General features: G+C 55.3%; 17 protein-coding genes, 2 tRNA genes, 3 rRNA genes and 1 pseudogene. 22 read left to right on the top strand and 1 reads right to left on the bottom strand.

The window, feature by feature from the left end; genetic code table 11:
- Window positions 1-7 precede the first annotated feature (7 nt).
- The 22 genes and pseudogenes from hfq to ntrC all read left to right on the top strand — a co-directional run bounded on the left by hfq (window position 8) and on the right by ntrC (window position 23,480).
- Entirely contained in the window at window positions 8-265 is a 258-nt protein-coding gene (gene hfq / locus CLU86_RS11875) for an RNA chaperone Hfq (protein ID WP_099743527.1), read from the top strand.
- A gap of 70 nt (window positions 266-335) precedes the next feature.
- Window positions 336-1,496: a GTPase HflX gene (hflX, locus tag CLU86_RS11870; protein WP_099741738.1), complete on the top strand. Its 1,161-nt coding sequence runs from the start codon at window positions 336-338 to the stop codon at window positions 1,494-1,496.
- 53 nt (window positions 1,497-1,549) lie between these two features.
- On the top strand, window positions 1,550-2,884 hold the full coding sequence (gene hflK, locus CLU86_RS11865) for an FtsH protease activity modulator HflK (protein WP_099743526.1): 1,335 nt from the start codon (window positions 1,550-1,552) through the stop codon (window positions 2,882-2,884).
- A 9-nt stretch (window positions 2,885-2,893) separates the two neighbouring features.
- On the top strand, window positions 2,894-3,799 hold the full coding sequence (gene hflC, locus CLU86_RS11860; RefSeq protein ID WP_099741737.1) for a protease modulator HflC: 906 nt from the start codon (window positions 2,894-2,896) through the stop codon (window positions 3,797-3,799).
- Window positions 3,800-3,939: 140 nt separating this feature from the next.
- Window positions 3,940-5,088, top strand: coding sequence for an ATP phosphoribosyltransferase regulatory subunit (locus tag CLU86_RS11855; protein ID WP_099741736.1), 1,149 nt, complete (start codon window positions 3,940-3,942; stop codon window positions 5,086-5,088).
- 27 nt (window positions 5,089-5,115) lie between these two features.
- Window positions 5,116-6,492: an adenylosuccinate synthase gene (locus tag CLU86_RS11850; RefSeq protein ID WP_099741735.1), complete on the top strand. Its 1,377-nt coding sequence runs from the start codon at window positions 5,116-5,118 to the stop codon at window positions 6,490-6,492.
- A 16-nt stretch (window positions 6,493-6,508) separates the two neighbouring features.
- Entirely contained in the window at window positions 6,509-7,033 is a 525-nt protein-coding gene (locus CLU86_RS11845; RefSeq protein WP_099658737.1) for a phosphoribosyltransferase, read from the top strand.
- Between the two features lie 459 nt (window positions 7,034-7,492).
- Window positions 7,493-9,021, top strand: a 16S ribosomal RNA gene (locus CLU86_RS11840).
- 91 nt (window positions 9,022-9,112) lie between these two features.
- Window positions 9,113-9,189: transfer RNA gene (locus CLU86_RS11835), tRNA-Ile, on the top strand.
- 32 nt (window positions 9,190-9,221) lie between these two features.
- A tRNA-Ala gene (locus CLU86_RS11830) sits at window positions 9,222-9,297 on the top strand.
- A 371-nt stretch (window positions 9,298-9,668) separates the two neighbouring features.
- Window positions 9,669-12,547, top strand: a 23S ribosomal RNA gene (locus CLU86_RS11825).
- 153 nt (window positions 12,548-12,700) lie between these two features.
- A 5S ribosomal RNA gene (rrf, locus tag CLU86_RS11820) occupies window positions 12,701-12,813 on the top strand.
- Together the 16S, 23S and 5S rRNA genes with 2 tRNA genes alongside form the textbook arrangement of a ribosomal RNA operon.
- A gap of 92 nt (window positions 12,814-12,905) precedes the next feature.
- Window positions 12,906-13,655, top strand: a complete 750-nt coding sequence (locus CLU86_RS11815; RefSeq protein ID WP_099741734.1) for a 16S rRNA pseudouridine(516) synthase — start codon at window positions 12,906-12,908, stop codon at window positions 13,653-13,655.
- A 105-nt stretch (window positions 13,656-13,760) separates the two neighbouring features.
- Complete coding sequence (locus CLU86_RS11810) at window positions 13,761-14,714, top strand: YncE family protein (RefSeq protein ID WP_099743525.1); 954 nt, start codon at window positions 13,761-13,763, stop codon at window positions 14,712-14,714.
- A 22-nt stretch (window positions 14,715-14,736) separates the two neighbouring features.
- Window positions 14,737-15,492, top strand: a pseudogene (locus CLU86_RS11805) (polysaccharide deacetylase family protein); the annotation flags it as partial.
- 71 nt (window positions 15,493-15,563) lie between these two features.
- The gene (locus tag CLU86_RS11800) at window positions 15,564-16,577 is read left to right on the top strand and encodes a sterol desaturase family protein (protein WP_099741733.1); all 1,014 of its coding nucleotides are present in this window, start codon (window positions 15,564-15,566) and stop codon (window positions 16,575-16,577) included.
- Between the two features lie 41 nt (window positions 16,578-16,618).
- Complete coding sequence (locus CLU86_RS11795) at window positions 16,619-17,530, top strand: EI24 domain-containing protein (RefSeq protein ID WP_099656251.1); 912 nt, start codon at window positions 16,619-16,621, stop codon at window positions 17,528-17,530.
- Window positions 17,527-18,348, top strand: a complete 822-nt coding sequence (locus CLU86_RS11790; RefSeq protein ID WP_099741732.1) for a molybdopterin-binding protein — start codon at window positions 17,527-17,529, stop codon at window positions 18,346-18,348. Before CLU86_RS11795 ends, CLU86_RS11790 begins: the two co-directional genes overlap by 4 nt.
- A 170-nt stretch (window positions 18,349-18,518) precedes the next feature.
- On the top strand, window positions 18,519-19,934 hold the full coding sequence (glnA, locus tag CLU86_RS11785) for a type I glutamate--ammonia ligase (RefSeq protein ID WP_099656249.1): 1,416 nt from the start codon (window positions 18,519-18,521) through the stop codon (window positions 19,932-19,934).
- A 220-nt stretch (window positions 19,935-20,154) separates the two neighbouring features.
- Window positions 20,155-20,667, top strand: coding sequence for a hypothetical protein (locus CLU86_RS11780; protein WP_099656248.1), 513 nt, complete (start codon window positions 20,155-20,157; stop codon window positions 20,665-20,667).
- Window positions 20,668-20,740: 73 nt separating this feature from the next.
- Window positions 20,741-21,763 carry a nitrogen regulation protein NR(II) gene (glnL, locus tag CLU86_RS11775; RefSeq protein ID WP_099658735.1) on the top strand — a complete coding sequence of 341 codons (1,023 nt, stop codon included), beginning with the start codon at window positions 20,741-20,743 and terminating at the stop codon, window positions 21,761-21,763.
- A gap of 37 nt (window positions 21,764-21,800) precedes the next feature.
- Window positions 21,801-23,480: a nitrogen regulation protein NR(I) gene (gene ntrC / locus CLU86_RS11770; RefSeq protein ID WP_099741731.1), complete on the top strand. Its 1,680-nt coding sequence runs from the start codon at window positions 21,801-21,803 to the stop codon at window positions 23,478-23,480.
- Between the two features lie 130 nt (window positions 23,481-23,610).
- Here the strand turns inward: ntrC and xth are convergent, their stop codons facing one another.
- A complete protein-coding gene (gene xth, locus CLU86_RS11765; protein ID WP_099741730.1) occupies window positions 23,611-24,402 on the bottom strand; it encodes an exodeoxyribonuclease III in 792 nt (263 codons plus the stop codon).
- Window positions 24,403-24,635: the final 233 nt, after the last annotated feature.

Genomic DNA, 24,635 nt, shown 5'->3' with positions numbered 1-24,635 from the left:
GCATATCGTGAGCAATAAAGGTCAGCTTCTTCAAGATCCATTCCTGAATGCACTGCGGCGTGAACACGTTCCAGTGTCCATTTATTTAGTGAATGGAATCAAGTTACAAGGTCAAATTGAGTCTTTTGATCAGTACGTCGTTTTACTGCGTAACACGGTGACCCAGATGGTCTACAAGCACGCTATCTCCACAATCGTTCCTGGGCGTGCTGTGAATTTTTCGACTGCAGAGTCATCGGACACGGACGTTAGTGCTCAGGCCTGACATTTATCACCGTCCTAACTTCTCCTTTGCTTGTGGCATACCTCATTAAGAGCGTGCCGAGGTCTGCACAATGAAGCCCCAAACGACACCTCCAGTCATCTTGGTCGGTGTTGATATGGGGTTTCCTCATTTTGATGCCGAACTGGAAGAGTTGGGTTTGCTTGCTCAAACGGCGGGATTGAACCCTGTTGCTCGTGTGACCTGCAAGCGCAAAGCTCCGGATGCAGCTTTGTTCGTTGGTAGTGGCAAGGCCGATGAGATCAGAATGCTGGCGCAAATGCATGGCGCCGTCGAGGTGCTCTTTGACCAGTCTTTAAGTCCTGCGCAGCAGCGCAACCTTGAGCGACATCTGGAGCTTCCTGTCAACGACCGTACTCTCCTCATTCTGGAGATTTTTGCGCAACGTGCCCGCAGCCACGAAGGCAAGCTGCAGGTGGAACTTGCCAAGCTGCAGTATTTGAGCACGCGTTTAGTGCGAAGGTGGTCCCACTTGGAGCGGCAGCGCGGTGGTATCGGCACACGTGGTGGCCCTGGGGAAACGCAGATTGAGCTTGATCGGCGCATGATTGGAGACGCCATCAAGCGGACGAAGGAGCGGTTGCTCAAGGTCAAGCGCCAGCGTTCTACGCAGCGCAAGCAGCGCGAGCGGCGTGACGCGTTCACCATCTCATTGGTGGGTTACACGAACGCAGGCAAATCGACTTTGTTCAATGCCTTGGTCAAGGCGCGCGCCTATGCTGCTGATCAGCTGTTTGCAACGTTGGACACTACAACGCGACAGCTGTACCTTGCTGACGCTGGCCGATCAATCTCTTTGTCTGACACGGTCGGATTCATTCGTGATCTTCCGCACGGACTTGTCGATGCGTTTCAGGCGACCTTGCAAGAGGCTGTGGATGCCGATTTGTTGCTCCATGTTGTGGATGCGGCCAACCCTGCTTTTCCAGAGCAAATTCAGCAAGTGCAGCGCGTTCTGACCGAAATTGGCGCTGACCGAATTCCTCAGATTTTGGTATTTAACAAGTCTGATGCTTTGGCGGAGGCGTCTCATCCTCTTGTGTCAAAAGACACTTACGACTTGAATGGCATTTTGTGCACGCGGGTTTTTGTGAGTGCCTTGACGGGGATGGGTGTCGGCGCGCTGAGGGAAATACTCTCTGAGATCGTTTTGCGTGAAGCCGCAGAGATGTCCCCAGCTGACGGGGCTGAATTTTCAGAGCTTTCGGCTTGATTGGGCACAATGCTGCTCTGATCGTTACCTATAGAGACCAAGAGATTTTGCGCATGAATTTTCAAAATCGCGATTCGCGCTTAGCTGCATTGCAGAGGTTGGCACTAGGGGTTTTCAATCTGAATGACCCTAGATGGGGGCGGAGCGAAGATAAGCCCGATGAAGGTCGCCAACCCGGGGACAAGACTCCTAGTCCAAGAGACCGTGGCCAGGCGGCAGGCGGCGGGCAGTCCTCCGATCTGGATGAACTCTGGCGAGATCTCAACCGCAAGCTGAGCGGTCTGTTTGGTGGGGGCTCAGGTGGCGGGGCTCCTAAAGGTGGGCAGCCTGACATGCGCAATGCGGGTGTTGGCATCGCCCTGATTGGGGGGATTGCTTTGGCGGTGTGGATGGCCTCGGGCTTTTTTATCGTCAAAGAAGGTCAGCAGGCCGTCATCACCCAGTTTGGAAAGTACAAATCAACTGTAGGGGCTGGTTTCAACTGGCGATTGCCCTATCCAATCGAGCGCCACGAGTTGGTGTTCGTGACCCAAATTCGCTCTGCGGATGTTGGCAGGGATTCGATTGTCAAGAGTACTGGGCTTCGTGAATCAGCGATGTTGACCGAGGATGAAAACATCGTCGAAATCAAGTTCGCTGTGCAGTACCGATTGAGCGATGCCAGAGCTTGGTTGTTTGAGAGCAAAAACCCCTCTGACGCTGTAGTCCAGGCTGCAGAAACCGCTGTGCGTGAGGTCGTTGGCAAGATGCGAATGGACACGGCGTTATCTGAGGAGCGAGACCAAATCGCTCCTCGGGTGCGTCAACTTATGCAGACCATCCTGGATCGGTACAAGGTGGGTGTTGAGGTTGTCGGCATTAATTTGCAACAGGGTGGGGTTAGACCTCCTGAGCAGGTACAAGCCTCGTTCGATGATGTCTTGAAGGCAGGGCAAGAGCGTGAACGCGCGAAAAATGAAGCGCAGGCCTATGCCAATGACGTTATTCCGCGAGCTGTGGGGGCGGCGTCTCGGCTTGCTGAAGAGTCTTCTGCATACAAGGCAAGAATCGTTGCCCAGGCCCAAGGTGATGCGCAGCGGTTTTCCTCGGTTTTGATGGAGTACCAAAAGGCGCCTCAGATCACCCGGGATCGCATGTATCTTGATGCGATGCAGCAAATTTATGGGAATGTGACTAAGGTGATTGTGGAGTCTCGCCAAGGTTCAAACCTGTTGTATATGCCTTTGGACAAAATCATGCAAAGTGCTGCCAGTGCTCCGGGAGCTGCTTTGGTTGAGCCTGCTTCCGGTGCTTCGGGGAGCGTTGTTCCGCAAGCCTCTTCAAACTCGGCGCCCGTTGACGTCAGGGGGCGTGACAGTGGTCGTAGCCGTGAGCGCGAAGTTCGCTAGGAGAGTTTTGTGAATCGAATTGGATTTATTGCTACAACTTTTCTGGTTGTGCTGGCCTTGATGAGTTCTATGTTCTTCGTGGTCGATCAACGCCAGTTTGGTGTCGTCTACGCACTAGGACAAATCAAAGAGGTCATCACCGAACCCGGCTTGAACTTCAAGTTACCGCCGCCTTTTCAGAATGTTTCATACATTGACAAGCGGCTTCTAACGCTGGACAGCAAGGACACGGAGCCTATGCTGACGGCCGAAAAGCAGCGGGTCGTGATTGATTGGTATGTGCGCTGGCGTATTTCGGAACCTGCCCAATACATCCGCAATGTCGGGCTGGATGAGGAGGCAGGCGCCGCTCAACTCAATCGCGTTGTTCGGAATGCTTTCCAGGAAGAAATCAATAAACGCACGGTCAAGGAACTCCTCTCTCTGAAGCGAGAAGCCGTCATGGAAGACGTTAAGCGAGAGGTATTGGGTGCCGTGCGTGGCGCAAAGCCTTGGGGTGTCGATGTTGTTGATGTCCGCATCACACGGGTCGATTATGTGGAAGCTATCACCGAATCTGTGTACCGTCGGATGGAGGCGGAGCGTAAGCGGGTTGCCAACGAGTTGCGCTCAACAGGTGCTGCTGAAGGTGAGAAAATTCGCGCCGATGCAGATCGTCAGCGCGAAGTTGCGATTGCAAATGCAAATCGAGACGCTCAGAGAGTCAAGGGTGAAGGTGATGCCGAGGCTGCTCGCGTCTATGCCGAGGCTTTTGGTCGCGATGCTCAGTTTGCACATTTTTATCGCAGCCTGGAGGCTTACAAAGCGACTTTGAGCAAGAAATCTGATTTGGTTGTTGTGGATCCATCGACATCAGATTTTTTCAAGGTCTTTCGCGATGGGCAGGGTGCTGGCAGTGCCTCTGCTCGTCGCTAGTCGTTTGCTCGATCGCATGATTCTTCGGCACCGATCTGTCTGAAGTTTTTGCATGCTGATCGGCACGAACCGGTAGGGATTGCTGGTCCTTGTTCGCTCACCCGGTAGAATTGCGGTTTTAACAGCATCCCTCTTTCTACATGTCTGCTTGGATCCTGCCGGATCACGTTGCCGATGTTCTGCCCTCAGAGGCTCGACACATCGAAGAGTTGCGCCGAGGCATGCTCGATACTGCGCGCAGCTATGGGTACGAATTGGTCATCCCACCCATGTTGGAGCACTTGGATTCTTTGTTAACGGGTGCGGGTGAAGCATTAAGTTTACAAACGTTCAAGTTGGTCGATCAGTTGTCTGGCCGTTCTATGGGCTTGCGTGCTGACACTACACAACAGGTGGCACGGATTGACGCCCATCTGCTCAATCGCTCAGGCGTAACTCGGCTTTGTTATTGCGGGCCCGTTTTGCATACGCGACCCGATAAGCCGCATGCTACGAGAGAGCCGCTCCAGTTTGGAGCTGAAATTTATGGCCATGCCGGGCTGGAAGCTGACGTTGAGGCTCTGACTCTGGCTGTTGAGTGCTTGCATCGGGCTGGCATTGTCAAAATGACGATTGATCTTGCAGATGTTCGTATCGTTCGTTGCCTGCTTGCTGGCGTGCAAGTAAGTCCTTCTGTATTGCGAGATTTGCATGGAGCATTGGCTCGCAAAGATTTGACGGAAATTGACCGTCTTTCGCAGCCCTTTCCAAAGGCAAGCCGGGATGGGCTAATGGCCCTGCCGGGGCTTTTCGGCGATGCGTCGGTTTTGGACAAGGCCCTGCGGGTGTTAGGTAGCTTCCCCGGGGTGGCTGACTTGGTTGACGAGTTGAAGCGTTTGGCTTCGGCATTTAGCGATCAGACCGTTACCTTTGACCTAGCGGATTTGCGTGGATATTCGTACTACAGCGGTGTGCGTTTCGCTGTGTTCGCTCCTGGCGCCCCTGACGCTATGGCCCGCGGTGGTCGATATGACGAGGTCGGTGCTGCGTTTGGGCGCAACCGACCTGCTGCGGGCTTTAGTTTGGATATCAAGCAGATTGTGGGCGTCGTTCCTGCTAGATCTCTTCAAACAGCAATACGCGCTCCTTGGGTGGATTGTGTGGCCGTCAACCAGGCGGTTATCGCATTGCGCAGTCAAGGTGAGACTGTTGTCTGCGTACTTCCCGGACATGAGAGTGATGCTGATGAATTCAACTTTGACCGAGAGTTGGTTGAAATATCCGGTCTCTGGACTGTTCGTGCAATCTAAGATTTTGAAAATTGAATTGGGTTTGAGATGAAAGCAACCAAAGGTCGTAACGTCGTCGTAGTTGGTACCCAATGGGGTGACGAGGGCAAGGGCAAGCTCGTTGATTGGCTTACCGAGAGTGCTCAAGGGGTGGTCCGCTTTCAAGGGGGGCACAATGCTGGTCATACATTGGTGATCAACGGAGTAAAGACGGCTTTGCACCTTATCCCCAGCGGCATCATGCGGCCTGGGGTCAAGTGTTATATCGGCAACGGTGTAGTGGTGTCTGCTGCCAAATTGTTTGAGGAAATTGAAGGTCTTGAGCGTGCAGGTGTTGAAGTCCGCTCTCGTTTGCGTGTGAGTGAAGCCTGTCCCCTGATCCTCCCTTTTCATGCTGCATTGGATGTGGCCCGTGAAGCAGTACGTGAGCAGGGTGGGGTAGAAAAAATTGGAACGACTGGTCGCGGTATCGGCCCAGCATACGAGGACAAGATTGCCCGTCGTGCCTTGCGTGTTCAAGATCTCAAGTATCCAGATCGTTTTGCCGTGAAGCTCAAGGAATTGTTGGCCCTCCACAACCATGTTCTAACGACCTATCTGGGCTCGGCCAAGTTCGTGTTCGGAGAGTCGCTTGCTCCGTATCTCAAGAATGGAGAAGTCCAATTCGATCCGGTCTACTCCGAAGCAATGCTGCATGCCGAGTTGTTGCGTCCCATGATGGCGGACGTGTCGTGCGAGTTGAATGCTGCACACGGTCAAGGCAGCAATCTGTTGTTCGAAGGTGCGCAGGGTACGTTGCTTGATGTTGATCACGGCACCTATCCCTATGTGACTTCTAGCAACTGTGTTGCTGGCAATGCTGCTGCGGGGGCAGGGGTTGGGCCGGGAATGCTTCACTATATTTTGGGGATTACCAAGGCTTATTGCACGCGTGTCGGCGGCGGTCCGTTCCCCACGGAGTTGGATTGGGAGGTTCCAGGAACTCCTGGATATCACATGAGCACGATCGGTGCAGAAAAGGGCGTGACGACTGGTCGTAGCCGCCGTTGCGGTTGGTTTGATGCTGCGCTGCTGAAGCGCAGTGCCCAAGTGAATGGTTTAAGTGGTTTATGCATCACAAAGCTAGACGTCTTGGATGGCTTGACCGAGTTGCAGCTGTGTATTGGTTACGAGCTTGATGGTGAGCGTGTTGATCTGCTCCCCATGGGCGCAGACGATATTGCCCGCTGCCTTCCTATCTACGAAAGCGTCCCCGGTTGGGCGGACTCTACAGTGGGTGTGACGGAGTATTCAAAGTTGCCAGCGAATGCGCGGCGCTATTTGGAGCGCATAGAAGAGGTTACTGGCGTCCCGATTGCGATGATTTCGACCAGTCCGGACCGTGATCACACGATCCTGATGCGTCACCCCTATGCAATGAACTGACGCTTGGAGCAAGATGATGCTGACAGAAGATGGCAAGCACCTATACGTAAGTTACGATGAGTACCATAGCCTGATTGAAAAACTGGCACTCAAGGTGCATCAATCTGGCTGGGAATTTGACACGATTCTTTGTTTGGCGCGAGGTGGCTTGAGGCCGGGAGACATTCTCAGTCGAATTTTTTCGAAACCGCTGGCGATCATGTCTACGAGTTCATACCGAGCGGAAGCCGGCACTGTTCAAGGCCATTTGGACATCGCGCGCTTCATCACGACACCCAAAGGCGAAATTGCTGGGCGAGTGCTGTTGGTGGATGACTTGGCCGATTCGGGTCACACGCTCAGGGCAGTGCTGGATATGTTGAGAACAAACTATGCGCCAATCACAGAGCTTCGTAGTGCTGTGATTTGGACAAAGGGGGTGTCTTCTTTCACTCCGGACTACTCTGTTGAGTTCTTGCCCTCAAACCCTTGGATACATCAGCCTTTCGAAGGCTACGACAGTTTGGGACCCGATAGATTGTTGGAAAAGTGGAAGCTTTGAGGTTTTTGGATTCAAAGTAGTGCTATGATCGAGGGCTTCGCTACTGAGACGGTTTAGATTGTTGAGGTAGCGAAGGGGATTGCAGAAAGTTAGGTTTTTGTTGTCGGCGGGTTAAAAGCTGTTGTACAATCTAAGGCTGCGCTAAATGCGGTGGTTGTTCTGAAAAGAGTGATTGCTGCAAACTGCAAAGACCCTAAAGTTTGACAGGACTTTAAAACCTGTGCTAGAATTCAAGGCTCAGCTGATTGCAGCTAAGTCGGGAAAATAAAGAAAACTTCGGTTGCTTTGTGATCCGGTTCATTAAAAATATACAGCCGATAAGCGTGGGCGTTTGATGGCGAGTGCCAAGTTCTTTGGAACTAGTGCTTAGCACTACAAACGCTCATGAGAATAGAAGTGAAGTTCACTTCAATTCCGTTTTTATGAGTTAAGTCGAAAGACTTTAAATTTATCAAGATCGAACTGTAGAGTTTGATCCTGGCTCAGATTGAACGCTGGCGGCATGCCTTACACATGCAAGTCGAACGGTAACAGGTCTTCGGATGCTGACGAGTGGCGAACGGGTGAGTAATACATCGGAACGTGCCCGATCGTGGGGGATAACGAAGCGAAAGCTTTGCTAATACCGCATAAGATCTAAGGATGAAAGCAGGGGACCGCAAGGCCTTGCGCGAACGGAGCGGCCGATGGCAGATTAGGTAGTTGGTGGGATAAAAGCTTACCAAGCCGACGATCTGTAGCTGGTCTGAGAGGACGACCAGCCACACTGGGACTGAGACACGGCCCAGACTCCTACGGGAGGCAGCAGTGGGGAATTTTGGACAATGGGCGAAAGCCTGATCCAGCCATGCCGCGTGCAGGATGAAGGCCTTCGGGTTGTAAACTGCTTTTGTACGGAACGAAAAGACTCTGGTTAATACCTGGGGTCCATGACGGTACCGTAAGAATAAGCACCGGCTAACTACGTGCCAGCAGCCGCGGTAATACGTAGGGTGCAAGCGTTAATCGGAATTACTGGGCGTAAAGCGTGCGCAGGCGGTTATATAAGACAGATGTGAAATCCCCGGGCTCAACCTGGGAACTGCATTTGTGACTGTATAGCTAGAGTACGGTAGAGGGGGATGGAATTCCGCGTGTAGCAGTGAAATGCGTAGATATGCGGAGGAACACCGATGGCGAAGGCAATCCCCTGGACCTGTACTGACGCTCATGCACGAAAGCGTGGGGAGCAAACAGGATTAGATACCCTGGTAGTCCACGCCCTAAACGATGTCAACTGGTTGTTGGGTCTTCACTGACTCAGTAACGAAGCTAACGCGTGAAGTTGACCGCCTGGGGAGTACGGCCGCAAGGTTGAAACTCAAAGGAATTGACGGGGACCCGCACAAGCGGTGGATGATGTGGTTTAATTCGATGCAACGCGAAAAACCTTACCCACCTTTGACATGTATGGAATCCTTTAGAGATAGAGGAGTGCTCGAAAGAGAGCCATAACACAGGTGCTGCATGGCTGTCGTCAGCTCGTGTCGTGAGATGTTGGGTTAAGTCCCGCAACGAGCGCAACCCTTGCCATTAGTTGCTACGAAAGGGCACTCTAATGGGACTGCCGGTGACAAACCGGAGGAAGGTGGGGATGACGTCAAGTCCTCATGGCCCTTATAGGTGGGGCTACACACGTCATACAATGGCTGGTACAGAGGGTTGCCAACCCGCGAGGGGGAGCTAATCCCATAAAGCCAGTCGTAGTCCGGATCGCAGTCTGCAACTCGACTGCGTGAAGTCGGAATCGCTAGTAATCGCGGATCAGAATGTCGCGGTGAATACGTTCCCGGGTCTTGTACACACCGCCCGTCACACCATGGGAGCGGGTTCTGCCAGAAGTAGGTAGCCTAACCGTAAGGAGGGCGCTTACCACGGCAGGGTTCGTGACTGGGGTGAAGTCGTAACAAGGTAGCCGTATCGGAAGGTGCGGCTGGATCACCTCCTTTCTGGAAAACTGCATTCAATATTGAACGCCCACACTTATCGGTTGTTGGAACAAGCTGCTGACTTGCGAAGTCATTCGCAAGAAGGCGGAATGGGTCTGTAGCTCAGCTGGTTAGAGCACTGTGTTGATAACGCAGGGGTCGTTGGTTCGAGCCCAACTAGACCCACCATATTCCAATAGACGGATACGTGAGAGGAAACTGGGGGATTAGCTCAGCTGGGAGAGCACCTGCTTTGCAAGCAGGGGGTCGTCGGTTCGATCCCGTCATCCTCCACCACCAACAAGCATCGGACTTCAACACCAAAGCGGCTTTGCAAAAGGCCACTTTGTTGTTGATCAATATCGATTGATCAATCGGCTGTTCTTTAAAAATTCATAGAGTCGAATCAGAGTTGTCAGAGGAAACTGCACATTCGTAAAGGTTTAGTGCAGACCGTGCCTCTGATGACAATTTTTTGATTGCGTCAAAACGAATATTCAATAAGCGAAAGCTGATTGAAATTCAGTAATGACGAATGTTCTCAGATGAAAGGTAGAAATACCTGGAGTCGAGGAATTATTCACATTACGGCATAACGCGTCAGGTGAAAGACCTGGCAAGTCCTTGAAAATAATGGCGATATCTTGAAAGAGATGTCAAAGTTATAGGGTCAAGTGACTAAGAGCATGTGGTGGATGCCTTGGCGATTACAGGCGACGAAAGACGTGATAGCCTGCGATAAGCTTCGGGGAGCTGGCAAATAAGCTTTGATCCGGAGATTTCTGAATGGGGAAACCCACCTCGCAAGAGGTATCGCATACTGAATACATAGGTATGCGAAGCGAACCGGGTGAACTGAAACATCTCAGTAGCTCGAGGAAAAGACATCAACCGAGATTCCGAAAGTAGTGGCGAGCGAAATCGGAAGAGCCTTCTAGTGATAGCACGACTGTTAGCAAAACGAAATGGAAAGTTCGGCCATAGCAGGTGATAGCCCTGTATGCGAAAACAGACGTGTGGTACTAAGTTAGAGAAAAGTAGGGCGGGACACGAGAAATCCTGTCTGAATATGGGGGGACCATCCTCCAAGGCTAAATACTCGTAATCGACCGATAGTGAACCAGTACCGTGAGGGAAAGGCGAAAAGAACCCCGGGAGGGGAGTGAAATAGATCCTGAAACCGCATGCTTACAAAAAGTAGGAGCCCGCAAGGGTGACTGCGTACCTTTTGTATAATGGGTCAGCGACTTACATTCAGTGGCAAGGTTAACCGAATAGGGAAGCCGTAGAGAAATCGAGTCCGAATAGGGCGAATCAGTCGCTGGGTGTAGACCCGAAACCAAGTGATCTATCCATGGCCAGGATGAAGGTGCCGTAACAGGTACTGGAGGTCCGAACCCACTAGTGTTGCAAAACTAGGGGATGAGCTGTGGATAGGGGTGAAAGGCTAAACAAACTTGGAAATAGCTGGTTCTCTCCGAAAACTATTTAGGTAGTGCCTCAAGTATTACCGTCGGGGGTAGAGCACTGTTTAGGCTAGGGGGTCATGGCGACTTACCAAACCTATGCAAACTCCGAATACCGACGAGTACAGCTTGGGAGACAGAGCACCGGGTGCTAACGTCCGGACTCAAGAGGGAAACAACCCAGACCGCCAGCTAAGGTCCCTAAAATTGGCTAAGTGGGAAACGAAGTGGGAAGGCTAAAACAGTCAGGATGTTGGCTTAGAAGCAGCCATCATTTAAAGAAAGCGTAATAGCTCACTGATCGAGTCGTCCTGCGCGGAAGATGTAACGGGGCTAAGCCAGTTACCGAAGCTGCGGATGTGCAATTTATTGCACGTGGTAGGAGAGCGTTCTGTAGGCCTGTGAAGGTGTCTGGTAACGGATGCTGGAGGTATCAGAAGTGCGAATGCTGACATGAGTAGCGTTAAAGGGGGTGAAAAGCCCCCTCGCCGTAAGCGCAAGGTTTTCTACGCAACGTTCATCGGCGTAGAGTGAGTCGGCCCCTAAGGCGAGGCAGAGATGCGTAGCTGATGGGAAACAGGTCAATATTCCTGTACCGATCAATAGTGCGATGTGGGGACGGAGAAGGTTAGCTCAGCCAACTGTTGGATATGTTGGTTCAAGCCTGTAGTCGTGCCTGGTAGGCAAATCCGCCGGGCTTAGATGAGGGGTGATAACGAGTCTGCTTGCAGACGAAGTGAGTGATACCCTGCTTCCAGGAAAAGCCACTAAGCTTCAGCTATTGACGACCGTACCGCAAACCGACACTGGTGCGCGAGATGAGTATTCTAAGGCGCTTGAGAGAACTCAGGAGAAGGAACTCGGCAAATTGATACCGTAACTTCGGGAGAAGGTATGCCCCAAGTAGGTGAACTCGTACAGAGGGAGCCCAAAGGGGTTGCAAAAAATCGGTGGCTGCGACTGTTTAATAAAAACACAGCACTCTGCAAACACGAAAGTGGACGTATAGGGTGTGACGCCTGCCCGGTGCTGGAAGATTAAATGATGGGGTGCAAGCTCTTGATTGAAGTCCCAGTAAACGGCGGCCGTAACTATAACGGTCCTAAGGTAGCGAAATTCCTTGTCGGGTAAGTTCCGACCTGCACGAATGGCGTAACGATGGCCACACTGTCTCCTCCTGAGACTCAGCGAAGTTGAAATGTTTGTGATGATGCAATCTCCCCGCGGAAAGACGGAAAGACCCCATGAACCTTTACTGTAGCTTTGTATTGGACTTTGAACAGATCTGTGTAGGATAGGTGGGAGGCTTTGAAGTGAGGACGCTAGTTCTCATGGAGCCAACGTTGAAATACCACCCTGGTGTGTTTGAGGTTCTAACCTAGGTCCATTATCTGGATCGGGGACAGTGCATGGTAGGCAGTTTGACTGGGGCGGTCTCCTCCCAAAGCGTAACGGAGGAGTTCGAAGGTACGCTAGTTACGGTCGGACATCGTGACGATAGTGCAATGGCATAAGCGTGCTTAACTGCGAGACTGACAAGTCGAGCAGATGCGAAAGCAGGACATAGTGATCCGGTGGTTCTGTATGGAAGGGCCATCGCTCAACGGATAAAAGGTACTCTGGGGATAACAGGCTGATACCGCCCAAGAGTTCATATCGACGGCGGTGTTTGGCACCTCGATGTCGGCTCATCTCATCCTGGGGCTGTAGCCGGTCCCAAGGGTATGGCTGTTCGCCATTTAAAGAGGTACGTGAGCTGGGTTTAAAACGTCGTGAGACAGTTTGGTCCCTATCTTCCGTGGGCGCTGCAGATTTGAGGAAGCCTGCTCCTAGTACGAGAGGACCGGAGTGGACACACCTCTGGTGTATCGGTTGTCACGCCAGTGGCATTGCCGAGTAGCTAAGTGTGGAAGAGATAACCGCTGAAAGCATCTAAGCGGGAAACTCGTTTCAAGATGAGATCTGCCGGGGCCTTGAGCCCCCTAAAGAGTCGTTCAAGACCAGGACGTTGATAGGTCAGGTGTGGAAGCGCAGTAATGCGTTAAGCTAACTGATACTAATTGCTCGTGAGGCTTGACCCTATAACTTTGATAGCCAACGCTCAAGCAGTCATGCTTGTGTGAAAAGCTCAAAGATTGTTATGCCAAGTTGACGCAGTCAAAACACATAAAATCTGATTCCAAACTCTATGAATTCGCCAGGCTGTTCCACGAACAGCCCAGCACCAAGTTATGCCTGATGACCATAGCAAGTTGGTACCACTCCTTCCCATCCCGAACAGGACAGTGAAACGACTTTGCGCCGATGATAGTGCGGGTTCCCGTGTGAAAGTAGGTCATCGTCAGGCTCTTATAGCCCCAATACCCCCCAGTCCACAAGGATTGGGGGGTTTTGCGTTATGGGTATTGAATTTGCAATAAATGGCAAGTCCGAATCGCAATGCAGTTACAAGATATTCTTTTTTCTCAGGGATTTGGTACGCGTCGCGTGTGTGCAGGTCTGGTTCAGCAAGGCTGGGTGTCAGTCGCCACTGTTCCTTCCTCTGACAGTTTTGAGTTGATTAACGATTCAACCCGGGATTTCAATCCTAGGGATTTGCGGTTACGTGTACAGGGTGCTGAGTGGCCATGGTGTGAGAAGGCCTACATTCTGTTGTACAAGCCCGAGGGTACAGAGTGTTCCCAAAAGCCCTCAATGCACCCTAGCGTTTACACGCTTTTACCAGCCCCTCTAAGGCAGCGACCCAACAAAAATGCGATTCAGGGGGTCCAAGCGGTTGGGCGCCTAGACCAGGACACTACAGGTTTGCTGCTGCTCAGTGATGATGGGCAGTTCATCCATCGGATGACCTCGCCTAAAAAGCATGTGCCTAAGGTTTACGAGGTCACAACAAAGCACCCTCTTGATGAAAGTCAAATTCAACGCCTGTTAGGTGGCGTGGTTTTGGATGATGATCCCGGGCCTGTGCGCGCCGCAGCGGCTCAGATGGTGGGTTCGACGCATTTGAAGCTCACTTTGCTGGAAGGCAAGTACCATCAAGTCAAACGAATGCTTGCAGCAGTGGGGAACCGCGTGGAGCGTTTGCACCGCTCGCAGATTGGGGCGCTTGTTTTGCCTGAGTCGATGAAGCCCGGCGATTGGATGTGGCTGGATGCAACCCATCTGAAAGAGTTGGGCTTCCACGCGTGATTGGTTTCATGAGGTCTGTGAACATTGCACGTGCTTTGCATGCTTAGAGTGCGTTTATTCAAAAGGTAGCTTGTGGGTTTTTCTGTCTATTTCCGTTTTGTCCCCATCTTTTTGGCATCGACACTGCTCTCTGTGTCAGCGTTCGCCGTTCAGTCCCCACCATTGTTTGTGTTGAACTCGCTGGATGCAAACGTCAGCGTGATCAACCCGGAGACATGGACCGAGACACAGCGGATTGCTACCGGCAAAGAACCGCATCACCTGTATCTGACGCCCGATGAGCGTTCGCTGATCATTGCGAACGCCTTGAGTGACACCTTGACGTTTATCGATCCTCGTACTGCAGAAGTGCAGCGGACAGTCCGCGACATTGTCGACCCCTACCAATTGCGTTTTACGCCAGACATGAAGTGGTTGATTACTGCTGCCAACCGTTTGAATCACGTGGATTTTTATAAATGGGATGGCAAGGATTTGACCTTGGTGAAGCGGGTTGCTACCTCGCGCACCCCTAGTCATGTTTGGATTGATAGCAAAAGTACTACGGCTTACGTCACGATGCAGGACAGTGACGAGCTGGTTGCAATGGACATCGCTTCCCAGTCCATTAGGTGGCGTATCAAAACCGGACCTATGCCTGCCGATGTGTATGGCAGCTCAGATGACAAGAAGTTATTTGTCGGGCTGACCGGCAGTGACAGCGTAGAGGTCTTTGACGTGTCTGCTTCGCAGCCTCAGAGCATCAAGAAAATCAAAACGGGCAGTGGCGCACATGCTTTTCGCGCGACAGGGGACGGCAAACATCTGTATGTGAGCAACCGAGTGGCCAATACGATCAGCAAGATTGATATGCAACGCCAGGAGGTGGTTGAGAGCTATCCAGTGCCGGGTGGCCCCGATTGCATGGATGTGTCTGCAGACGGTCGATATATTTATGTGAGTTCCCGCTGGGCGAAGAAGCTGTCGGTCGTCGACACCGTTGAGAAAAAAGTCGTCCGCCAGGTTCCGGTAGGCAAATCACCCCATGGCGTCTGGACTTTGCAGCACGCACCGCGTTGATACGCACAAAAAGTAGCTCAACATGCGAGCCTTGGTTGTGCCTTTGCTGTCTTGCGGAGTGTTGTTTGCTTCTTCAGTCTTCGCAACGTCCGTCGAGCCTTGTCGTCAGCCGCTTTATTTGACATTTGATACGGGCCACATGGGCGTGGCCCCATTGATCGCGGATGTGTTGGCGAGACACAAGGTGCTGGTCACTTTTTTCGCGGCAAATGAGAAAACCAAAGAAGGTGATGGCAGCCTGGGTGACTATTGGGCTCCTTGGTGGCGTGATCGGGCAAAAGAGGGGCATGCGTTTGCATCGCACACCTTTAACCACGTTTACTGGCAATCGGATGTGAGCGCGTCTGCCTTCAGGGTCAAGCCTTCGGCAGGGTCTCGCCAAGGCGAATCTTTTGTGATGAACACCGCAGCCTATTGCTCTGAACTCACACAAGCTTCACAACGACTTGAAGCTCTCACCGGGCAGGCGACCTTGCCACTGTTCCGGGCGCCTGGTGGAAAGCTCTCCCCGGCATTGGAGCGGGCCGCAAAATCCTGCGGCTACAGCCACGTAGGCTGGGCTCAAGCAGGTTTTTTGGGTGATGAACTGCCCAGCGAAAAGTTCGGTAACGCTAAGTTACTTGCCCAGGCTCTGCGGGACATACGCAGTGGCGATATTTTGATGGCCCATCTTGGAATCTGGTCACGGCAAGAGCCCTGGGCTCCCGCCGTGTTGGAGCCTTTGATCGTGGGATTGAAGCAAAAAGGGTTTTGCTTTAAGACCTTGAGAGAACATCCCCAGCTTGGTCTTGTTGGTCGCGATGATTCTTTGCGGTCGCTTGCGTTGAAAGAAATTGAGGTCGCTGTTTTATGGAATGGGTCGCCAGTATTTTTGATGCCGCGCAGCAGTGGATTTTTGAAAGCGTCATGCAGCCGCTTTTGTTTGCGATGGGCTTGGGGGGCATCCTTGAGTCAGGTTACGACGCGGCAGGTTGGCTACTGGTTGGTGCGCTTCAAATTGCAGTGATTTGTCTGGTGATTGGGCCCTTGCAGAAATGGCGGCCTGTAGAGCTGGTGGTGGATCGCGCCGCAGTGCGCGTGGATGTGCTTTACACCTTGATCCATCGACTTGGGTTGTTCCGCGTCGCGATGTTCTTTCTTTTGGCGCCAGTGATGGATTCGCTGTTTGGCGTGCTGAGGCTGGCGGGTTTCAGCCCTTTGCAACTAGACGGATTGCTGCCTGGCTGGACAGATATTCCTTGGGTCAGCTTGATCGTTTACTTGGTGGTATTCGATTTTGTGGACTACTGGATTCACCGAGGTCAACATCATTTTGAATGGTGGTGGAAGCTGCACGCACTGCATCACTCGCAGCGGCAAATGACCATGTGGACTGATAACCGCAATCACCTGTTGGATGACGTATTGCGAGATGTCATTTGGGTGGTCGTTGCACAGTGCATTGGCGTGGCACCGGCCCAGTTCATTGCGATCGTGGCGATTGCCCAGTTGAGCGAGAGCTTTCAGCACGCCAACCTACGAGTGTGGTTTGGAGTGATTGGTGAGCGCCTCTGGGTGAGCCCGCGATTCCACCGCTTGCATCACAGTATCGGTATCGGCCATGAAACTGTGAAGGACGCCCGCTGTGGTGCAGATGGGCAGGTTGTATCGGCAAAACATGTCGTGCTGGGTGGCCATAATTTTGGTGTGCTCTTACCCTGGTGGGACATGTTGATGGGGACCGCTAATTTCGAACAACGCTGTGACCCCACTGGAGTCCGCGATCAGATCGAGCCCGACGCCAATGGCAGGGTACGTGACTATGGGCAGGGATTCTGGTCGCAGCAATGGCGCGGAGTGTTGCGTTTGTTGGGGCGCGCGTAGGCGTATTCAAGGCTTTTCTGCAGGCGCGTTATGCTCGCGCTATGGGTCTGCTTTTTGATTCCTTTTGGCGTGCTGCCGCATATTGTTTGCGCCCACGCGTCATGCTGCTGTCTGCGGCGCCGCTGGTATTGATGGCGATTTTGGCGTTGGTGTCGCATCACTTTTATTGGGATAGCGCCGTTGCTGCAATGACCCGATTGCTGGATGGCTCCTCCCTCTTGTCCAGTGTTTTGACGTGGCTGGAAGCCTGGGGCGTGTCGAGCGTGCTGGACTGGCTGGCGCCGCTGATGCTGGTGCTACTGGTGTCTCCTGTTTTGGTTGTGTTGTCACTCCTGGGGGTGGCACTGCTCATGACGCCTGCCTTGGTCAACATGGTGGCTGCCAGGCGATTTCCTCAGCTGATGCGTAAGCAAGGGGGGACTTTCATCTCTGGCCTGCTGTGGTCCATCGCTTCCACGCTGATGGCGCTGGTGGCTTTGGTGGTCTCTATGCCCCTCTGGCTGGTGCCACCTCTGGTGCTGGTGCTGCCGCCATTGATTTGGGGCTGGCTGAGCTACAGGGTCATGGCATTCGATGCCTTGGCAGAGCATGCGACCCAGGAAGAGCGCATGGAGCTGTTTAAACGGTACCGCCCCAGTTTGCTAGGGATCGGCATATTGACGGGATACCTGGGGGCTGCACCGAGCATTGTTTGGGCCTCCGGTGTGGTGTTTGCCGCGGCTTTTGTGGTGCTGCTACCGTTAGCGATCTGGATTTACACCCTGGTCTTTGCGTTTTCCTCGCTCTGGTTTGCCCATTTTTGTCTTCATGCGCTGGAGCGTTTACGAGCGGAGCGTGAACTGCGGGCCCAACCTGTCGAGGGGAATTCCCTGGCTCGGGATGTCTCGGCGTCTGACCCTCCCCATGCGCCTGATGCCAACAACCTCACAGAGCAACATAGAGCTGCGCCATGACCCCTCACTTTGGTTTGATCATCGTTGGCGATGAAATCCTGTCCGGCAAGCGTGCGGACAAGCACATGCCCAAGGCCATAGAGTTGCTTGCAGCCCGTGGCCTGTCTCTGTCCTACGCTGACTACGTGGGAGACAACCCCGCCCGCCTCACGGCCACGTTGCAGCGAGCCTTTGCCTCGGGTGACGTGGTCTTCTCCTGCGGTGGGATTGGCGCAACGCCTGACGATCACACCAGGCAATGCGCTGGGGCTGCGTTGGGGCGTGAGCTGGCGCTGCACGAAGGTGCCGCAGCGCTGATCCGCGAGCGAATGCAGGATGTGGCGCGGGAGCAGGGCGCTGCGTATGAGCCCGAGCGCGCGGACAATCTGCATCGATTGAACATGGGCGTCTTCCCTCAAGGGGCTGAAATCATTCCTAACCCGTACAACAAAATTCCGGGTTTCAGTTGTCTGGGCGAGGGTGGTGGCAGGGTACATTTCGTACCCGGCTTTCCCGTCATGGCGTGGCCCATGATGGAGTGGGCGTTGGACCACTACTACCAGGACCACTTTCACTCAGCCCCCCAAGTCGAGCGCTCGGTGATTGTGTTTGGCGCCATGGAGTCGTCGCTGACGCCGCTCATGGAGCAGATTGAGCAAAGCCACCGTGGCCTGCGTGTTTTCAGCCTGCCCAGTGTGGACCACCCCCAATATGGGCGCCACATTGAGCTCGGGGTGAAGGGGCCCAAAGACCTGGTGCCCGCTGGTTGGAGCAGTCTGTTGCAGGGGTTGCACTCAATTGGTGCAAATTTAGGCCCTGAATTGGTGCGATCTTTGTGAGTGGGTTGGTTTTTTGTGAGGTTTGATTTCTTTTGGTGCATTGCTTTGTCCTCGGCACTTCAGATGCCAAGGCTTTGCGCCACGGTAGTGCAGTGGTTGTGGCCAGTTGGCACGCAACCTGCTTAATTTCGTTAAATTTTTTCAACAAGCGCTTTACCCAGGAGAACCTGATGGCCAAGACCGTTGCAGATGTGATGAAGATGGTGAAGGAAAACGAAGTCAAGTTCGTTGACTTCCGTTTCACCGATACCCGTGGCAAGCAGCAGCACACCACGGTGCCTGTCTCTCACTTCGACGAAGACAAGTTCATTTCGGGCCACGCCTTTGACGGCTCTTCGATCGCTGGCTGGAAGGGCATTGAAGCCTCCGACATGCAGCTGATCCCTGACCCCAGCACGGCCAACATCGATCCCTTCTTTGAAGAAACCACGCTGATCCTGACCTGCGACGTGATCGAGCCCAGCGATGGCAAGGCCTATGACCGCGATCCGCGCTCCATCGCCAAGCGCGCTGAAGCCTACCTGAAGGCTTCTGGCCTGGGCGACACAGCTTACTTCGGCCCCGAGCCAGAATTCTTCATCTTCGACGGCGTTCGCTGGAGCACAGAGCCCAACAACACTTTCTACGAAATCGACGAATACGAAGCCCCCTGGAACACTGGCGCCAAGCTCGAAGGTGGCAACCGTGGTCACCGTCCCACCGTCAAGGGCGGCTACTTCCCTGTGCCTCCGGTTGACAGCACGCAAGACATGCGCGCTGAAATGTCCCTGATCCTCGAATCCCTGGGCATTCCGGTTGAAGTGTTCCACCACGAAGTGGCGGGCGCTGGCCAGAACGAAATCGGCACCCGTTTCAGCACGCTGGTCGAGCGCGCTGACTGGACCATCCTGCAAAAGTACGTGATCCACAACGTGGCCAACGCCTACGGCAAGACGGCTACGTTCATGCCCAAGCCATACCACGGTGACAACGGCTCCGGCATGCACGTGCACCAGTCCGTCTGGAAGGATGGCAAGAACCTGTTTGCTGGCGACGGCTATGCAGGCCTGTCTGACTATGCCCTGTACTACATCGGCGGCATCATCAAGCACGCCCGTGCCCTGAACGCCATCACCAACCCTGGTACCAACAGCTACAAGCGCCTGGTGCCCCACTTCGAAGCCCCGGTGAAGCTGGCTTACTCGGCCAAGAACCGTTCTGCCTCGATCCGCATCCCTTACGTGGCCAACCCCAAGGGCCGTCGCGTGGAAGCCCGCTTCCCCGATCCACTGATGAACCCCTACCTGGGCTTCGCAGCCCTGCTGATGGCAGGCCTGGACGGCGTGGAAAACAAGATCCATCCCGGCGAAGCCGCTACGAAGGACCTGTACCATCTGCCCCCAGAAGAAGACAAGCTGGTGCCTACCGTGTGCCACAGCCTGGACCAGGCGCTGGAGCACCTGGACAAGGACCGTGCATTCCTGACCAAGGGTGGTGTGTTCACCGACAGCATGATCGACGCCTACATCGATCTGAAGATGAACGAAGTGACCCGCTTCCGCATGGCCGTGCACCCTGTCGAGTACGACATGTACTACTCGCTCTGATAGCCCGCAACGCGGCTGTCACTTGCCAAAAAGGCGGCTTCGGCCGCCTTTTTTTATGGAACATTGGTGAGCGCGGTTTATCCACCCCAGCAGGGCCGTCGTGTAAAGCGTTGCATCCTTACACAAATCCCTGCCAGCCGTGCCCATCGCTACATTGGCGATGCGGAGTGATTGGGAGATACTCCACGGCAACCCTGCATGCACTGTGCGAGGAAAATCTATGAACAAAACGCTACTCACCCTGTGGATCTTGGCGGCGCTGCCAGTCGCCGCCCTGGCGCAAGACCGCATCTACCGCTGCGGCAACGAATACACCAACAATGCCACCCAAGCCAAAGAGCGTGGCTGCAAACTGGTTGAAGGTGGCAACGTCACCGTCATCCAGGGTTCGCGGCCTTCGGGCGGCGGCGGGGCCTCGTCTGGTGGCTCCTCTGCTTCTTCCTCCGCCTCATCGTCATCCCCTGCAGGGGCGCCGCGCGTCAGCAACAACGACCAGCGTGCGCGCGACTCTGATGCACGCGCAATCCTCGAGTCCGAGTTGCGCAAGGCCGAGGCTCGGCAGGCGGAACTGGTCAAGGAATACAACGGCGGCGCGCCAGAGCGCAATGCGCTGGATTTGCGCAACCCACAGCGCTACATGGAGCGCACTGCCGAGCTCAAGGCCGCAGTCGCCCGCAGCGAGAGCGATGTCGCTGGCATCAAACGCGAACTGAGCCGTTTACCCGCCAACTGATATTTTCACTGTGACAACAAACCACACGGCTGATGCCACTCAGGGCCTCAGCCGTTTTCATTCGCTGGACCTGCTGTCCACCCTGATCGCCGTGTTGCGCACCGATGGCTCGGTGCAGTTTGCCAATGCGGCTCTGGAAAACACGCTGGGGCTGTCGCGCCGCACGCTCGAGGGGGCTGACTTCTCGGCCTTTTTCACCGACCCCGCCTTGCTGCAAACGGCCCTGTCGGGTGCCAAGGTGCAGGACTTTGCCGCGCTGCGCTTTGAGGCTAGCCTGCGGCGCCTGACCCAGGACCCAGTGCCTGTGCATGTGAACGTGGCGGCTTCAGAGCGCTTGGGCGAAATGCTGGTGGAACTGTGGCCGCTGGAACAGCAGGCCCGGCAGGACCGCGAGGAGCGCCTGCGGGAGCAGGCGCTGGCCAACAAAGAGCTGATTCGCAATCTGGCGCACGAAATCAAGAACCCCTTGGGGGGCATTCGCGGCGCAGCGCAGTTGCTGGAGATGGACCTGGAAAGCCGTGAACTCAAGGAGTACACCCAGGTCATCATCCACGAAGCCGATCGGCTGCAAAGCCTGGTCGACCGCTTGCTGGCCCCCCACCGCCACCCCCACTTGGTGGGTGATGTGAACATCCACGAGGTGTGTGAGCGTGTGCGCTCGCTGGTGTTGGTGGAATACCCGCAGGGCCTCAAAGTCGTGCGCGACTACGACACCTCCATCCCTGAGTTTCGTGGCGACCGCGCCCAGCTGATTCAGGCCTTGCTCAACGTAGTACAGAACGCCGCCCAGGCCCTGACCGAGCGCATTGCGCAAGGCGATGCCGTCATCACCCTGCGCACCCGCGTGGCCCGACAGGTCACCTTTGGCCGGCAGCGTTATCGCCTGGCATTGGAATTGCATGTCATCGACAACGGACCGGGGGTGCCCGATGCCATCAAAGAGCGGATTTTTTACCCTCTGGTGTCGGGGCGCGATGGCGGGTCGGGCTTGGGTTTGACGCTGGCACAGACGTTTGTGCAGCGCCACCATGGGTTGATCGAGTGCGACAGCGTGGCGGGTCGCACCGACTTCCGAATCCTGATTCCACTCCCCTGAGGTCCGAGGCACACAACCACAGGGAAGGTAGAAACACATGAAGCCGATCTGGTTAGTAGATGATGACCCGTCGATCCGCTTCGTCCTGGAAAAAGCGCTGGCCCGCGAGAACCTGCCCACGCGCAGCTTCACCCACCCCCGCGAAGTGCTGGATGCGCTGGCCGATGTGACAGCGGGCGACCCCGCCCGGCAAGGCCCGCAGGTGCTGGTCAGCGACATCCGCATGCCTGGCGGCTCGGGCCTGCAATTGCTGGAGAAGGTGCGCGAGCTGCAGCCTGGGCTGCCCGTCATCATCATGACGGCGTACTCCGACCTCGACAGCGCCGTCTCGGCCTTCCAGCGCGGCGCGTTTGAATACCTGCCCAAGCCTTTCGACCTGCCCAAGGCGGTCGAGCTGATCCGCCGTGCGGTGGAAGAAAGCCAGCGCGAAGAGGTGACTGAGGAGCGCCAGGCCGAGACGCCCGAGATGCTGGGCCAGGCGCCCGCCATGCAGGACGTGTTCCGCGCCATTGGCCGCCTCTCGCAGAGCCAGGTCACGGTGCTCATCACCGGCGAATCGGGCTCGGGCAAAGAGCTGGTAGCGCGTGCGCTGCACAAGCATTCGCCCGTGGCAGATGGCCCCTTTGTGGCCATCAACACCGCAGCCATCCCCAAAGATTTGCTGGAGTCCGAGCTGTTCGGCCATGAGCGGGGCGCCTTCACCGGCGCGCAAACGCAGCGGCGTGGCCGCTTTGAGCAGGCCGAGGGCGGCACGCTGTTCCTCGACGAAATCGGAGACATGCCCTTTGACCTGCAGACCCGCTTGCTGCGTGTTCTGTCGGATGGGCAGTTTTACCGCGTGGGCGGCCATGCGGCCGTCAAGTCGCATGTGCGCGTGATCGCTGCAACCCACCAGAACCTGGAGCAGCGCGTCAAAGAGGGCGGGTTTCGCGAGGACTTGTTCCACCGCCTGAACGTGATTCGCCTGCGCTTGCCGGCACTGCGCGAGCGCCATGCCGATGTGCCCATGCTCACCCGCCATTTCCTGCAGCAAAGCGCGCGGCAACTGGGGGTGGAGCCTAAACGCATTGCCGACGCGGCCTTGGCCCGCCTGGAGCAGTTTGCCTTTCCTGGCAATGTGCGCCAATTGGAGAACATTTGCCACTGGCTCACGGTGATGGCGCCCGCCCAGGTGATTTCGCTGCAAGACCTGCCCCCTGAGGTGCTCGAAGCCCCCTTGGTGCCGGTGGCCGCTGCAGCGCCAGCCGCAGCACCTGTGCCAACACACGAGCCTGCCCTGGCCGTGCCTGTGGCATTGGCACCCGTGGCTGCGCCTGCGGCGGCGGTGCCTGCCGATGGGCAACCTGCGGGTGTGAGCCCAGCGGTGCCCTATGCCGCTCCGGCTGCTGCCGCCCCCGTGGGCGCTGGCGCAGGCAGGTATGACGCGTCGGGTGCGGGCCTGGCTTCCATCGCCCCTGCGGCCCTGGCGTCGCAAGCGCCTGCCGCCGCACTTGGCTGGGAGCATTCGCTGGAGAGTGATGCGCAGAAGCTGCTGGCCTCTGGCCAGCCCGATGTGTGGGACGCGCTGACCCGCCGCTTTGAGTCGCGCCTCATTCGCACGGCCTTGGCGGCCACCCATGGCCGCCGCATGGAGGCCGCACAACGCCTGGGCATTGGTCGCAACACCATCACCCGCAAGATCCAGGAGCTGGGGCTGGATGCTCCGGATGAGGGTTAAAAAGCACTCTAGCGCCTGTTAATAAAGCGCTAGCAGCTATTAAATTTATAGTGATATGTTGATTTCCAGGGGCAGCGCGCACCATGCTCGCTGCCCTTGGCGCTTTTACACATTGGCCTTGCGGCGGCGGTTATTCGCTCTGTGACTCGCCCAGCGTCACCACCACGGGGGTGTGGTCGCTGGGCTGCGGGTTTTTGCGTGGCGCACGGTCGACCACGCAGGCCGTCACGGTGGGGCGCAAGGCCTCGCTGACCAGGATGTGGTCAATGCGCAGTCCCCGGTTTTTCTGGAACCCCAGCATGCGGTAGTCCCACCACGAAAAGCTCTTTTCAGGCTGCTCAAACAGGCGAAACGCATCGGTCAGGCCCAGTGCCAGTAGCGCCTTGAAGTGGTTGCGCTCTTCGGTGGTGTGGTGAATCGTCTCGCGCAGGCCCTCAGGGTCGTAAGAGTCGCGGTCTTCCGGGGCCACGTTGAAGTCGCCCACCAGCACAAGACGTGGGTGGGTAGCCATTTCTGTGGCAATCCAGTCGTGCAGGGCCTGCAGCCAGCGCATCTTGTAGGCAAACTTTTCCGAGCCTGGTTCCTGCCCATTCACGAAATAGCCATTGAGCAATCGCAAGGGCCCTTCAGGTGTGTCCAGCGTGGCGGCAATGACGCGGGACTGCTCGTCGGCAAAGCCCGGGATGTTGCGCACCACATCGCGCAGCGGCTGGCGGCTGAGGATGGCCACGCCGTTGTACGTTTTTTGCCCGAAAGCGACGGCTTGGTAGCCCGCCTCTTGCAACGTGGCGTGGGGGAATTTGTCGTCGGTCAGCTTCAGCTCTTGCAGGCACAGTGCATCGACCGGGTTGGCGGCCAGCCAGGCCAGCACTTGGGGCAGGCGAACCGAGAGGGAGTTGACGTTCCAGGTGGCAAGCTTCATGGGGATTGTGTGTGATGAGGGGCCAAAGATGGGGCGCATTAGAACCCGTTTGGGTGCCCGGGTGGCGCATTCGGGCACTGAGTGACGCCGCATTGTGGTCGCCACTCCACTTTGGGGGTGACAGACGACAGATTGCCCTGTAATTCGGGGTGTTGTTTTGGGTGGCCTGGGTTATCCTAGTGCTGCCACGTAGTGGCTTCAGCCCTTGGTGGTTTTCAGTGGCTTAGCGCATG

The sequence above is a fragment of the Acidovorax sp. 62 genome (assembly GCF_002754495.1).
In the GTDB taxonomy this organism is placed as follows: Bacteria; Pseudomonadota; Gammaproteobacteria; order Burkholderiales; family Burkholderiaceae_C; genus Acidovorax.
Note: the sequence above shows the minus strand (reverse complement) of the source record. Positions and strands in the feature narration are given on the sequence as shown.